Here is a 13256-nt window from a genome sequence, read left to right as displayed (position 1 = left end):
CGTTGTCAGTTTTTAGACTGCGCCGAAACCCACCCGCCGCGTCTCTGCAGCGCCAATCTCGACATATCCGAGCGTGTTCACCGGGACGATAAGAAGATTCCCCTTCTCATCTGACAACCTCAACTCCGCCCCGCCATTCATAGCCTTGGTCACTACGTCAGCCACTGCTTCCGCCGTTTCAGCGGACTGGATGACAATTTCACGACCCACATGCTGAATTCCGATCTTTACTTCCATGCCAGATACCTCCTGTAGGTGATGATTGCTTCCGTGCCCAGAACCTATCCTAGATCTCCTTGGGGAAGCGGCTGATTCCGCGCCAGGCTAAACGGTAGATCAGTTCGCTTGCCGCATCGATATCCAGAGTCCCCTCCGTTTCGAGCCAGTAGCGGGCACTGACCTGCGCCATTCCAGCAAGGCCCCGGCCCAGCAGCGTTGCCTCCAGGTGAGACAGTTTGGTGTCCTCGGCAATGACGCCGGCAATGGCGTCAGCAAACTGTGCGTCAAAGGCTTCCAAACGTTTGCTCACTTCGGGAACATTGCCGACGTCGGACTCGAAAACGAGACGATGAGCTTGCGAATCCTGGGCGATAAACTGGAAGTACGCCCTCATTGTGGCCTGCACCCGAAGATTGTTGTCCGTTGTGGAGCCGAGTGCGTCCATCAGCAGCGTTGTCAGGGCGGCGAGGTGGCTGTCCAGCAGAGCCAGGTAGAGCTCCTGCTTGCCCGGGAAATGCTGATAAAGCACTGGTTTGCTGACATTCGCGGCCTCGGCAATGTCATCCATGGCTGCCCCGTGATAACCGTTGGCAACAAATACTTGGTGGGCAGCCCGCAGAAGTTGCCGCCGTCGTTCCTCCCGCGGAAGACGGGCAGGTTTGGCCCTGGACGGCTTATCGGATGGCATGGGGCGGGCCTCTCGAAGATCTGGTGGTGTTGCCGGACCCCCTGTTTCTCGCGGGACGTCGAATCGACGGGCACCGCTCCAGTTTACCCGGGCGGGCTACTAGCCTAAATTGAAGTATGGCCAACGGAACCGAACCCACACTGCCGCCGCTGGTTGAGCCCGCCGCGGACCTCACCAACGAGGAGTATCAGCGCTACTCCCGACACCTGCTGATCCCGGAGTTTGGCGTCACTGCGCAGAAGCGGCTCAAGAATGCCCGGGTGCTGGTCATCGGGGCAGGCGGTCTTGGATCTCCTGCGCTGCTCTATCTCGCCGCAGCAGGAGTGGGCACTCTGGGGATTGTCGATGACGACACAGTAGATGTATCCAACCTGCAGCGACAGGTGATTCACGGCGTGTCCGACGTCGGCCGGACCAAGGGCGAGTCGGCGGCGAACAGCGTCCGTGAACTCAACCCTCTCGTGGAGGTGGTGCTGCACCAGGTACGTCTGGACACCTCTAATGTTCTGGAACTATTTGCCGATTATGACCTCATCCTTGACGGGACGGACAACTTTGCAACGCGATACCTGGTCAACGATGCGGCGCAGATCCTCGGTAAGCCCTATGTGTGGGGTTCCATCCTGCGCTTTGACGGGCAGGTGAGCGTCTTCTGGACCGGCTACGGCCCCACCTACCGGGACCTCTACCCGGAGGCCCCGCCGGCTGGATCGGTACCCTCGTGTGCCGAAGGAGGTGTGCTGGGCGTGCTGTGCGCACAGATAGGATCCGTGATGGTCAACGAGGCCATCAAGTTGATCACCGGCATCGGAAGGAGCCTACTGGGGCGGGTACTGATCCTCGATGCGCTCGCGATGAGCTGGCGCGAAATCGGGCTCCGCCCGGATCCGGAGGCAACACCGGTCACCGAACTTGCCGATTATGAGGCCTTCTGCGGAATGCCAGCCGCTACCTCGAGCGCGGAGGACGACGTGCCGAGCATCGACGTTGTGGACCTGGAGGAGCTGCTTGTCGAGCGTGCGGAAGGGTCGCGCCGGTTCGAGCTCATCGACGTTCGGGAGGACGGTGAGTACCGAATTGTTCACATTGAGGGCTCGGTACACATTCCCAAAGACCGCATTCTTTCCGGTGCGGTGCAACTGCCGGATCGGGAAATGTATATCCACTGCAAATCAGGTACGCGCTCGGAGTCGGTGGTCCGGTTTCTACGGGAATCCGGCCACACGAAGGTTCACAACGTTACCGGTGGAATTGAAGACTGGGTGCTGAAGGTGGAGCCGGAGAAGCCTCTGTATTAGTGCCCTGAATTAGTTAGGCGCTGGCCGTGCGGCCATCTGCGTCCGTTGCTTCATAGCCACCTGAGACGGCTCTGCCACCCCGAGCGACTGGCTGGTCCACAGCTATGCCGTAAAGGGCCTCCAACGCAGAGATGTAATCATCCTGGCGACCCTCGGCAGCAAGTTCCCGAGCGCGTACCGTGGGGACGTGTAGCAACTGACGTACCATGCGACGCAGCGCGAACTCCACCTGTTCGGCGGCGGCTGTACAACCGTGCTGTGCGCGTACCCTAGCTATCTCTGAATCAAGGACGGACGTCGTGTGTTTGCGCAAGGCGACGATGGAAGCGTCCATGGTGCGCGCATGGAGCTGCGTATTGAACTCGGCTGCAGATTCCACCACTATGCGGCGGGCCTCCTTCAACGATTCAGCCTGTTCCTCGGGAGCTGCCATTCGCACCGATTCCAACGTGATGAGTTCTACGTTCTTCAGTGCAGCCACGCCTGGATCAAAGTCATGAGTCAATGCAAGATCGACGATGATGAGCGGTTTGGACCCCGTGGGCCGTACCCGCTGGACGTCTTCTGCGCTCACCTGGTTGTCACTTCCGCTACAGCCAATCACGACGTCGGCCTCAGCCAGGCTGCCGAGAAGTGTGCCGGCATCCAGGGGCACTCCGCCGCGTGTGGCAGTGAAAGATTCGGCACGGCCTGATGAAGAGTAGACGGAAACATCGGCGCAGTCGCGTTCTTGCAGCAAGGACAGGGTTGCTCCGGCATAGGCGCCAGTCCCGAAGACGACGACCTTCGTGGCGGACCAGTCCCGCGAAACCGAAATGTCCGTGGCCAGATCCAGCGCAACGGAAACAATAGACAGCCCTCTACTGCCCAGAGCCGTCCGGGAACCCACTTCCTTGGCCGTGCGAGATGCAGCCTCAAAAAGACGTACAAGGGGTCCGCTGGCGGTCTGGCTCTCCTGAGCGTTGATGAGTGCCCGGCGAACCTGGCCCGCGATTTCACGTTCGCCAACAACAGCTGAATCGAGCCCGGAACTCACGGCAAACAGGTGCTGGGCTACGTCCTCGCCGGTCCGTGTTGAAAACGACCGGGAGACGTAGCTTTCCGGAAGACTGGACTGGGCGCTGATCTCTGCGATGACTGACGCACGGGCGGCTTCCACATCGGCGGCAGAAGGAGCCTCGCAGTAGAGTTCGTACCGGTTGCAGGTGGCCAGAACCACTGTTCCGGAAACCGTGGCCGCTGAGCCGGGGTGAGCGCCATTGAGCACAGAAATAGCGACCTGGGAGGATCCGTTGCTCATTCTGGCAACTGTTTCCAGGTCCACATCAGAGTGCGTCGCGACGAGCGAAAAGAGAACCACAGTACGTCCATGGTAACGAAAGCAGGCCGACGACGACGAATAGGTCACCCTTATTTTTGGCTGTTTTGGGGGTGATTCATGACACCACAGAACGGCGCGCGGACGGGGCGTTATCTATTGACGTCGATATTGGGGAGAATCGGACCATGACTCTTAGCGCTTCGCACCCATTGATGGATGGACGCACCTCCGGATCACCCCTGATCACCGCTTACCGCGGAGGAAAGCCGGAACGTAGGCCCGTATGGTTCATGCGTCAGGCTGGCCGTTCACTGCCCGAGTACAAGGTTGTCCGGAAGGGAACCGAGATGCTCGAAGCCTGCCTTGATCCTGCGCTCGCGGCGGAGATTACGCTTCAGCCCGTCAGGAGACATGACGTCGACGCCGGTATCTTCTTCTCTGACATCGTCATTCCACTGAAGCTCGCCGGCATCGACGTTGATATCGTCCCTGGCGTTGGGCCGGTCCTGGGGCGCCCTGTGCGCACCGCCGAAGACGTGGCGGCACTTCCCCGCCTCGATGACGCGTCGCTGGACCCCATCCGTGAAGCCGTTCGTCTTGTCGTCGCAGAACTCGGAAGCACTCCGCTCGTCGGGTTCGCCGGCGCACCGTTCACTCTGGCGGCCTACATGGTGGAGGGGAAGCCGTCTCGAGACCATCTGGGGCCACGCACCATGATGCACGCTGACCCAGAGACGTGGCGGGCCCTCACGGACTGGGCGGCGGATGCCTCCGGCAGGTTCCTCCGGGCGCAGGTTGAAGCAGGAGCGAGCGCCGCGCAGCTCTTCGATTCGTGGGCCGGGTCGCTGAGCCTGTTCGATTACTCGACGTTCGTAGCTCCCGCGTCAGTCCGGGCCCTGGACCACGTCCGTGACACCGGCGCGCCGTTGATTCACTTCGGGACGGGAACTTCGGAGCTGCTTCTGGCCATGCGTGACGTCGGGGTGGACGTCGTCGGAGTTGACTACCGGTTGCCACTGGATGAAGCCAACCGCAGGCTCGGCGGTTCAACGGTGCTTCAAGGAAATATTGATCCGGCCATGTTGTCCACTCCGTGGCCGGTTCTGGAAGCTCACGTCCGGGAGGTACTTGCCGCGGGAAGCGCCGCTCCCGCTCACGTGGTGAACCTGGGACACGGTGTGCCGCCGGACACTGATCCGGAGGTCCTGACCAGGGTGGTGGAACTGATCCACTCCGTTGAGTTGCCGGCATGAACGCCCGCCACCAACCGGAAGCAGATATCACCCCTTCCGCGGTCGTCGTCGGCGGAGGAATCGCGGGGTTGACGGCTGCCCATGACCTGCGGCAGCACGGGTTCACGGTGACGATTCTGGAGGCGTCCCCGCATTTCGGGGGCTGCGTCACGAGCCACGAGGTGGCGGGCTTGACACTCGATGCCGGTGCCGATTCTTTTTCCACGCGCAGTAAGGCCGTGGCTGACCTCGCCGCGGAGCTGGGGCTCTGGCAGGACATTGTCTATCCGGCCCAACGTGGGGCGTGGCTCCAATTACCCGGTTCAGATCCTGGCGCGTCAGCCCAACCGCTTCCCTCCACGGGCATTCTTGGGATTCCAGCAAACCCCAGGGAGCCCGACGTCGTTCGCGCCATCGGCAACGCTGCGGCCGTGCGGGCGGCGCTGGATAAGGTGATGCCGCTCGGTTCCCTGGTGAAACGTGATCGCGTCAGCCTGGCAGAAGTAGTCCAGGAACGGATGGGAGACCAGGTTCTGAAGCGGCTGGTCACCCCCATAGCTGCCGGAGTGTTTTCCTCCGATCCCTCAGTTCTGGATGTCGACGTCGTCGCCCCGGGGCTCCGTGCCGCCATGGCCAAACACGGGTCTCTGGGCGCCGCCGTCGCCTCGATCCGTGCCGATGCGCCCGCGGGTTCCGCTGTCGGCGGGCTCGCCGGGGGCATGAATCGGTTGACGACGGCGCTGATCGACACCCTGCGCGGCGGTGGGGTGCGCCTCCTCGCCGATACTCGAGTGACGGGCATCCGCGAATCAGGCGAATCCTCCGGTGCCCGCTGGGCTGTGCTGTCAGACGGTGCTGAGTTCACTGCTGATGTGCTGGTCATGGCCACCGATGGCCCCACCGCTGTGGGCCTGCTAGGTGAGAGTGTCCTCCAGTTGAAGGAGGAGACGCCCACCCCGGGTGCCGGCGTTGCGCTGGTCACTCTCGTCGTGGACCTCCCGGAGCTGGACGTCAATCCACGCGGGACAGGTGTGCTGGTGGCTCCCGGGGTGAAAGCTCAGAACGGTTCGCCCGTGGTGGCGAAAGCCCTGACCCATGCAACGGCGAAGTGGCAGTGGCTCTCCGAGACAACGGGCCCTGGCGGTCACGTACTGCGGCTGTCGTACGGCCGCGCCGAGCCACAGGGGGAGGACCGTCCGGAAATGTGGTCTGATGAAAAGCTTTATGAGCAAGCGCTCGCCGACGCCGGCGTCCTGCTCGGCATTCGCATCGGAGCTGAGGACGTGGTCGGTTGGGATGTGGTTCGCTGGATCGGAGCCCTTCCCGCAGCGGCAGTCGGCCATCGGGACCGAGTTGCCAGAATCCGGGCATCGGTCGCCAGCGAAAATGGGCTCGAAGTTGTTGGAGCATGGCTTTCCGGGACAGGGCTCGCAGCGGTCATCGGGGATACGCGGGCCCGGATGCGAAAGCTAGCGCACGCGCATCCTCCAACGGCTTGAAGACCAGAAAAATGTGAGATTGGCGACTTCTACCTGATGTAGAAGTCGCCAATTTCCCTCGGATGCGACCAAGGGGCAGACTGTTATACATGACGACAAGCGCTGAAACGAATCCCGCAGTTCCCGCAGCCGAAGAAGAGCTCTTCTTCACCTTGTGGACCGTGTTCAAGAGGTCGCCGGGCAACCCGGTTCCAGACACGCAGTCAGTTCCTGAACTCGAACAGCTCCTGTCAGACATGCCGGACATCACGGTCCGCGGCATCTACGACGTTTCCGCTCTGCGCGCAGACGCGGACGTCATGTTCTGGCTCCACGGGCCCCGCGCGGAGGCCCTGCAAGCCGCGGTTCGCCAGATCCGCCGGACACAGATGTTCTCCGGAACCGACGTCGCCTGGTCGGCCATGGGCGTCCACCGCGCCGCCGAGTTCGCCAAGGACCATTCACCAGCCTTTACCCGTGGGGTGGATCCAGAGGCTTGGGTTTGCGTCTACCCATTTGTCCGCTCCTACGAGTGGTACCTGCTTCCGGCGGAAGACCGCTCCCGGATGCTGCGCGGCCACGGCATGATGGGCATCGACTATCGCCAAGTCCTGACCAACACCGTTCCTTCCTTTGCGCTGGGCGACTGGGAATGGTTGCTTGCACTTGAAGCTCCTCAACTGGTTGATCTGGTTGATCTCATGCGTCACCTCCGCGGAGCAGACGCCCGCAATCACGTCCGTGAAGAAGTTCCCTTCTACACTGGCCGCCGAATTACCCCACAAGAAACCCTGGAGGTCCTCCGATGAACAGTTTTGACCCCCGCGAAGGCTATGACGAAAACGGCCGGATGGCTCCTAAGGACTACGACGCCATCGTGCTCGCATCCTTTGGTGGCCCTGAAGGGCAGGAAGATGTCATCCCATTCCTCCGCAATGTCACCCGTGGTCGGGGGATACCGGATGAGCGTTTGGAAGAGGTTTCTCAGCACTACCGCGCCAACGGTGGAATCAGCCCTATCAATGCACAGAACCGAGCATTGAAGGCTGCTATGGAGACTGAGCTGGGCAACCGAGGAATCGACTTGCCAGTATTTTGGGGCAACCGGAACTGGGCGCCCTTCATCGGTGAAACGCTCCAGGAAGCGTACGACGCCGGCCACCGCCGGGTTCTGACCGTCACCACCAGCGCCTATTCCTGTTATTCGAGCTGCCGCCAGTATCGGGAAGATCTCGGTGTAGCACTGGTGGAGACCGGCCTTGAAGGCAAGCTCGAAGTGGACAAAGTCCGGCAATATTTCAACCACCCCGGCTTTGTTGAGCCGTTCATCGAGGGAACGGCCGAGGGCCTGGCTGACGTCCGCCGCCAGCTCGCGGAGAAGAGTGAAGAAGGCGCTGCCGGAATCCACATTATGTTCGCCACTCACTCCATTCCCACCTCGGATGCCGAAGCCGCTGGACCGCGGCAGGAGGACGGCTCAAGCTCCTTCGAGGGCGATGCTTACAGCGCCCAGCATCTGGCTGCAGCTCAAACCATCATGGACAGCATCCCGGAAGCCGCTGGCCTGAACTGGTCCCTTGTTTACCAGTCACGCTCTGGCGCACCCCAGGTACCGTGGCTGGAACCGGACATCAATGAGGCGCTGGAACACCTCGCGGCCGAGGGCAAAACCAGTGGAGTCGTCATCGTGCCTCTGGGCTTCGTCAGCGATCACATGGAAGTTCTCTGGGACCTGGACACTGAGGCCATGGAAACGTGCCAAAAGCTGGGTCTTGCTGCGTTTCGGGCGCCCACCCCGGGCACTCATACAAAATTTGTCGCAGGACTCGTGGATATGATCTGTGAACGCACAGTGGATCACCATATCGAGGGGCGCGCTGCCACAACCGGCATCCCACCATGGTTCGATGTCTGCCGGCCCGAGTGCTGCGTCAAGATCATGCGCGACGGAACGCGCAAGCCCACCGTGGCCGGAGCAGACTCAACAGTTGGAGTGCCGCAGTAGTGACACCCGTCCGCATCGGAACGCGCGGGAGCGCGCTCGCTGTTACCCAGACCACCACGGTGGCCGAGGCGCTGGCCGAGCTGGGCAGCTTCGCCGTGGAACTGGTGCGCATCAAAACCGAGGGAGACATCCTCAAGGGATCGCTGGCGCAGATCGGTGGCACCGGGGTCTTTGTTGCCGCCCTGCGTGAGGCACTTCTGGCTGAGACATGCGACGTCGCGGTGCATTCACTCAAGGATCTACCCACGTGGGCGGAGCCAGGATTATCGCTGGCTTCGATTCCGTCACGGGCAGACTATCGTGACGCACTCTGTGCACGGGACTCGCTGACCTTGGAAGCACTGCCCATCGGTGCACGAGTTGGCACCGGGTCGCCGCGCCGCGCTGCCCAACTGCGTTTGGCCCGGGCAGATCTGGACGTCGTCGACATCCGGGGCAACGTGGGAACACGGCTCAACCGGGTTCGGGGTATGTCCGAGGGCAAAATCGTTGATGGAAAGTTCGGCGACCTGGACGCCGTCGTACTGGCCGCCGCTGGTCTGCAACGGCTGGGAAGGCTTGAGGTGGTGACGGAATTGCTGAATCCATCCATCATGCTTCCAGCACCCGGGCAGGGTGCGCTGGCGGTTGAATGTCGGGAAGCTGATGCGTCCAGCGGAACTGTGGCTTCGGCCATGAAAGAGTACGACGACGCCGCCACCAGGCTGTGCGTCACTGCGGAGAGATCGCTTCTGGCGAGGCTCGAGGCCGGCTGCAGCGCCCCTATCGGAGCCCTGGCACAGGCGAAAGATGGGCACTTGACGCTGGAAGCAGTGGTTTGCAGTGATGATGGCAAACGTTCCGTTCGCGTGAGCCGCACCGTAGACGCTGAAAGTCATCAGGTCGGTCAGGCTCTGTCCCTTGGTATCGCAGTTGCGGAACAGTTACTCGCCGAGGGCGCGGGAGAACTGACCAGCCTGCCGGAGGCATGAACAGTGATCCGCAGCAAGAATCAACCGTCCGCCGGCCCACTTCAGGGAATGCGGGTCATGATTCCACGGGCACCGGATCGGGCGGCGGCCATGGTTCGGGGTCTGGAGGCAGAGGGAGCTATTCCTCAGCTGGTCCCACTCATCGATTTTGAGTTCCCATCGGATACCTCCGATCTGGACCAGTGCCTTGCTCTGCTCAGTGAGGGCCGTTTTGCCTGGCTCGTTATCACGAGCACCACAACGATTCGTGCACTGAAGCAGCGGGCTCGGTCTATGGGACGTCAGCTTGCGCTCATGATTCCAGCCGTCACCCGTGTCGCAGCCGTGGGCAACACGACCCGAGATGCACTGGTGGCCGAGGGCATAGCCGTTCATTTTGTGCCCGCCGGTGAACAATCCGGTCGATCGCTCGTCAAGAACTGGCCGTTGCCGGAGGCGGTTCCGGCGGGGTCGGGCATTAGTAATCGTGTGCTTGTCCCACAAGCCGACATCGCTTCCGCTACGGTGGCAGCCGGGATCACAGAGCGGGGCTGGCAGGTCCTGCCCGTTATCGCTTACCGGACGGTCGACTATCCCGCCGTTGACGAGCTGAAAATTAGTGAACAGTTGGCGGAAACTGGGGGCCCTGGTCGGTCATCCTCGCTGCCGCCAGCTCTCACCGTGGATGCGTTCCGTACAGCGCTTCACGCTGGAAATATTGACGCCGTGATCCTCACGTCCCCCAGCGTTACCCGGCGGGTAGCACTAATCGCGGGAAAGTTGCCGGAACGCCTGCTGATGATCGCCATTGGAGAGATCACGGCTGCTGAGGCGGCGCTCGTCGGTGTTCCGGTCAGTGCCGTCGCCAGCGAACCAAGTCCAGCCGGTATTGCCGCAGCGTTGATTTCAGCCGGCCGTCTATCAACAGATTCGAGATGACCATGTCTGTCCCGTACCACCGTCCACGCCGTCTCCGCTCGACGGCGGCCATGCGCCGAATGACTGCTGAATACCGTGTGGATCCTGCAGAGCTGGTTCTTCCAGCCTTTGTCCGGGAGGGGCTCAGCGAACCGAACCCCATCGGGTCCATGCCAGGGGTTGTCCAGCACACCATGGACAGCCTCGTTCGTGCCTCTGCCGAGGCCGTCAAACTTGGATTGGGCGGCATCATGCTGTTCGGAATCCCGGCGGAGCGGGATGCGTGCGGTACGGCGGGCACTAACCCCGACGGCGTCCTGAACAAGGCCATCGCTGCGGTTCGCGCCGAAGTCGGTGACGCCCTGGTGATCATGAGCGATGTCTGTCTGGATGAATTCACCGACCATGGTCATTGCGGGGTGTTGGCCGAGGATGGGTCCGTCGACAATGACGCGAGCCTGGAAATCTATGCGCAGATGGCGGTCACCCAGGCCGACGCGGGAGCCCACATGCTTGGCCCCTCCGGAATGATGGACGGTCAGGTAGCCGTCATTCGCCAGGCGCTGGACGCTGCGGGGCACCAGGACGTTAGCCAGATCGCTTATGCTGCCAAATATTCATCCGCGTTCTATGGTCCCTTCCGCGAAGCTGTTGATTCGCAGCTGAAAGGAGACAGACGCACGTACCAGATGCACTCCGCCAACCGACGCGAAGCCCTGCGCGAGGTGGAACTGGATCTCGAGGAAGGCGCGGATATCATCATGGTCAAACCAGCCATGAGCTACCTTGACATATTGGCGGACGTCGCAAGAATATCGCCGGTTCCCGTGGCCGCTTACCAGATCTCGGGTGAGTACGCGATGATCGAGGCGGCAGCCGCTAACGGTTGGATAGATCGCAAAGCCGCCATCGAGGAGTCAGTTCTCGGCATCAAACGGGCTGGCGCAAACATCATACTCACGTATTGGGCGGCCGAAATGGCTCAGTGGCTTCGCGACCGCTCGTAACGCAAAAGCACCTACCCACCACGACGGAAGAATACAATGGCAACGTCTGAAGAACTGTTCGCACGCGCTCAAAACGTTATGCCGGGCGGGGTGAACTCACCCGTACGCGCCTTCGGCTCCGTGGGCGGAACTCCGCGCTTCATCGTCTCCGCCAAGGGTGCGTACGTGAGCGATGCCGACGGCCGCGATTACGTGGATCTCGTCTGCTCATGGGGTCCGGCACTCCTGGGACATGCGCATCCAGCCGTGCTGGAAGCTGTTCACAGCGCCGTCGATAAGGGACTGTCTTTCGGCGCCTCCACCCCGGCTGAAGCCGATCTCGCAGAGCTGGTAAGGAATCGGGTATCTGCCGTGGAGCGGCTTCGGATGGTTTCCACTGGAACCGAAGCGACGATGACGGCTGTCCGTCTTGCGCGCGGCTTTACTGGCCGCAACCTCGTCATCAAGTTCGCTGGTTGCTATCACGGTCATCTGGACAGCCTGCTAGCATCGGCCGGGTCCGGCCTTGCCACGCTCGCGCTGCCGGGGTCAGCGGGCGTCACCGAGGCGACGGCGGCCGAAACGTTAGTGCTGCCGTACAACGATATTGCGGCTGTGGAGGCTGCCTTCGCTGAGCATGGGGACAGGATCGCGGCGGTCATCACCGAAGCGGCACCTGCGAACATGGGCGTGGTGACTCCTGGAGACGGTTTCAACAAGGCACTATCAGAGATCACGAGGGCCAACGGTGCACTCTTCGTCATGGATGAAGTCCTGACCGGATTCCGCACCGGCCCCGCCGGGTACTGGGGACTCACCGGCGGCGCGTCAGGATCGGAGGAGCAATGGGCACCGGATCTTCTGACTTTCGGCAAGGTCATCGGTGGTGGGCTTCCCGTCGCTGCCCTTGGCGGTCGGAAAGATGTCATGGAATTCCTGGCTCCGACCGGCCCGGTTTATCAGGCAGGGACTCTTTCTGGAAACCCCGTCGCCATGGCTGCCGGCGTAGCCACGCTGACTGCTGCGACCGCCGATGTCTACCAGCACGTCGACGCCAAGTCCCTGGAACTCTCAGGCGCACTCGAGGACGCCCTGACAGCGGCCGGGGTGAACCACAGCATCCAGCGCGCAGGCAACCTGTTCAGCGTCGCGTTTGGGACAGCTGCGCACGGCGTCCATAACTATGCGGATGCACAGGCCCAGGACGTTTATCGTTACGCACCGTTCTTCCACTCCATGCTGGAGTCCGGGGTCTACCTGCCTCCTTCCGTCTTCGAGGCCTGGTTCCTCTCCGCAGCGCATGACGACGCCGCCATGGAGAGGGTCATCAACGCTCTACCCGCTGCTGCCCGCGCCGCTGCGGCGGCGCAACCAGCCTGACGGCTACACAGCTCAAGGAACGGTGACGGAGGTTTCGTGGGGAATATGCGGCCAGCTTCCGTCAATCACGGCTGACGGGTTCTTCCTCCGTAAATACTCTTGAAAGCTTGCGGCCTGCTGCGATGCCCACCCGGTTTGCTTGTGGTGGAGTTCGGTCGCGTCACCGTGCAATTCGGGATACTTCTCGGCGAGCGCTGAGGCGACCCCCAGAGTGGCCATGACATCGGCTGCAGAGGTGTGGGCGTTGTCGTGGGGCACACCATAAAGTTCGCTCAGCGCGGTCAGGGTTCGTTTGCCACGACGGTAGCGGTCCATCTGCTTGTCGAGGATGTAGGGGTCGATGACGGGCATCGAGGTGATGGTGGCCTGGCTATGACGGCCGCATTCGCGAGATAGGACGGTGAAGTCATAGCACGCGTTGAACGCCATCACCGGAATGTCGGCTGTGAACATTCCACCGAGGATGGCACAGATCTCTCCGGCAACCTCATCTGCCGGTGCTCCGGATGCGGAAGCCGTTGCCGTGTTGACGCCGTGGATGTTAGCGGCTTCGTCCGGGATGGGTATTCCGGGATTGGCAAGCCATTCATGATGTTGGAGGACATCTCCGCGACCGTTGACGAGGACGACTGAGGCCGTGACTATTCGGGCTTCCAGTGGGTCCTGCCCCGTCGTTTCGAGGTCGAATGCGGCGCGCGGCAATTCATGCCAATTTGTCGGGATTGTCATGGAGGAAACGCTACCGTACCCCTCTGCCCATCCTGCTGCCTTCGGGTTCTGT

General features: G+C 61.7%; 13 protein-coding genes. 9 read left to right on the top strand and 4 right to left on the bottom strand.

Going from position 1 to position 13256, the window contains the following annotated elements; translation table 11 throughout:
• Positions 1-12: 12 nt before the first annotated feature.
• On the bottom strand, positions 13-237 hold the full coding sequence (locus tag JOE65_RS11925; protein WP_205163398.1) for a DUF3107 domain-containing protein: 225 nt from the start codon (positions 235-237) through the stop codon (positions 13-15).
• Positions 238-286: 49 nt separating this feature from the next.
• On the bottom strand, positions 287-907 hold the full coding sequence (locus JOE65_RS11920) for a TetR/AcrR family transcriptional regulator (protein WP_205163397.1): 621 nt from the start codon (positions 905-907) through the stop codon (positions 287-289).
• A gap of 116 nt (positions 908-1023) precedes the next feature.
• Here JOE65_RS11920 and moeB point away from each other — a divergent pair, with 116 nt between their 5' ends.
• Positions 1024-2205, top strand: a complete 1182-nt coding sequence (moeB, locus tag JOE65_RS11915; protein WP_205163396.1) for a molybdopterin-synthase adenylyltransferase MoeB — start codon at positions 1024-1026, stop codon at positions 2203-2205.
• A 13-nt stretch (positions 2206-2218) separates the two neighbouring features.
• Here moeB and JOE65_RS11910 read toward each other — a convergent pair whose 3' ends face one another.
• A complete protein-coding gene (locus JOE65_RS11910) occupies positions 2219-3565 on the bottom strand; it encodes a glutamyl-tRNA reductase (protein ID WP_205163395.1) in 1347 nt (448 codons plus the stop codon).
• A 146-nt stretch (positions 3566-3711) separates the two neighbouring features.
• On the opposite strand from JOE65_RS11910, the gene hemE reads away from it, so the two are divergent.
• The 8 genes from hemE to hemL all read left to right on the top strand — a co-directional run bounded on the left by hemE (position 3712) and on the right by hemL (position 12475).
• Positions 3712-4779, top strand: coding sequence for a uroporphyrinogen decarboxylase (gene hemE / locus JOE65_RS11905; RefSeq protein ID WP_205163394.1), 1068 nt, complete (start codon positions 3712-3714; stop codon positions 4777-4779).
• The gene (hemG, locus tag JOE65_RS11900) at positions 4776-6257 is read left to right on the top strand and encodes a protoporphyrinogen oxidase (protein WP_205163393.1); all 1482 of its coding nucleotides are present in this window, start codon (positions 4776-4778) and stop codon (positions 6255-6257) included. The genes hemE and hemG overlap by 4 nt, the downstream gene beginning before the upstream one ends.
• Positions 6258-6346: 89 nt before the next feature.
• Entirely contained in the window at positions 6347-7045 is a 699-nt protein-coding gene (gene hemQ, locus JOE65_RS11895; protein WP_205163392.1) for a hydrogen peroxide-dependent heme synthase, read from the top strand.
• A complete protein-coding gene (locus JOE65_RS11890; protein WP_205163391.1) occupies positions 7042-8241 on the top strand; it encodes a ferrochelatase in 1200 nt (399 codons plus the stop codon). The genes hemQ and JOE65_RS11890 overlap by 4 nt, the downstream gene beginning before the upstream one ends.
• The gene (gene hemC / locus JOE65_RS11885; RefSeq protein ID WP_338021631.1) at positions 8241-9212 is read left to right on the top strand and encodes a hydroxymethylbilane synthase; all 972 of its coding nucleotides are present in this window, start codon (positions 8241-8243) and stop codon (positions 9210-9212) included. Before JOE65_RS11890 ends, hemC begins: the two co-directional genes overlap by 1 nt.
• A gap of 57 nt (positions 9213-9269) precedes the next feature.
• Positions 9270-10130: a uroporphyrinogen-III synthase gene (locus tag JOE65_RS11880; RefSeq protein ID WP_205163389.1), complete on the top strand. Its 861-nt coding sequence runs from the start codon at positions 9270-9272 to the stop codon at positions 10128-10130.
• Positions 10131-10132: 2 nt separating this feature from the next.
• The gene (gene hemB / locus JOE65_RS11875) at positions 10133-11116 is read left to right on the top strand and encodes a porphobilinogen synthase (RefSeq protein ID WP_205164188.1); all 984 of its coding nucleotides are present in this window, start codon (positions 10133-10135) and stop codon (positions 11114-11116) included.
• Between the two features lie 36 nt (positions 11117-11152).
• Entirely contained in the window at positions 11153-12475 is a 1323-nt protein-coding gene (hemL, locus tag JOE65_RS11870; RefSeq protein WP_205163388.1) for a glutamate-1-semialdehyde 2,1-aminomutase, read from the top strand.
• A 12-nt stretch (positions 12476-12487) separates the two neighbouring features.
• On the opposite strand, the gene JOE65_RS11865 is transcribed toward hemL, so the two are convergent.
• Complete coding sequence (locus JOE65_RS11865) at positions 12488-13204, bottom strand: 3'-5' exonuclease (protein ID WP_205163387.1); 717 nt, start codon at positions 13202-13204, stop codon at positions 12488-12490.
• Positions 13205-13256: the final 52 nt, after the last annotated feature.

It is taken from the genome of Arthrobacter roseus, from assembly GCF_016907875.1.
Lineage (GTDB): Bacteria > Actinomycetota > Actinomycetes > Actinomycetales > Micrococcaceae > Arthrobacter_J > Arthrobacter_J roseus.
The sequence above is the reverse complement of the archived record's forward strand: the minus strand, read 5'-3'. Positions and strand labels throughout refer to the sequence as shown.

Excerpts from the sequence above, each read along its gene's own strand:
- hemG (WP_205163393.1), top strand. The coding sequence starts at position 4,776 with ATGAACGCCCGCCACCAACCGGAAGCAGATATCACCCCTTCCGCGGTC.
- moeB (WP_205163396.1), top strand. The coding sequence starts at position 1,024 with ATGGCCAACGGAACCGAACCCACACTGCCGCCGCTGGTTGAGCCCGCC.
- JOE65_RS11890 (WP_205163391.1), top strand. The coding sequence starts at position 7,042 with ATGAACAGTTTTGACCCCCGCGAAGGCTATGACGAAAACGGCCGGATG.
- JOE65_RS11925 (WP_205163398.1), bottom strand. The coding sequence starts at position 237 with ATGGAAGTAAAGATCGGAATTCAGCATGTGGGTCGTGAAATTGTCATC.
- JOE65_RS11880 (WP_205163389.1), top strand. The coding sequence starts at position 9,270 with ATGATTCCACGGGCACCGGATCGGGCGGCGGCCATGGTTCGGGGTCTG.
- hemL (WP_205163388.1), top strand. The coding sequence starts at position 11,153 with ATGGCAACGTCTGAAGAACTGTTCGCACGCGCTCAAAACGTTATGCCG.
- hemB (WP_205164188.1), top strand. The coding sequence starts at position 10,133 with ATGTCTGTCCCGTACCACCGTCCACGCCGTCTCCGCTCGACGGCGGCC.
- JOE65_RS11920 (WP_205163397.1), bottom strand. The coding sequence starts at position 907 with ATGCCATCCGATAAGCCGTCCAGGGCCAAACCTGCCCGTCTTCCGCGG.
- JOE65_RS11865 (WP_205163387.1), bottom strand. The coding sequence starts at position 13,204 with ATGACAATCCCGACAAATTGGCATGAATTGCCGCGCGCCGCATTCGAC.
- hemE (WP_205163394.1), top strand. The coding sequence starts at position 3,712 with ATGACTCTTAGCGCTTCGCACCCATTGATGGATGGACGCACCTCCGGA.
- hemQ (WP_205163392.1), top strand. The coding sequence starts at position 6,347 with ATGACGACAAGCGCTGAAACGAATCCCGCAGTTCCCGCAGCCGAAGAA.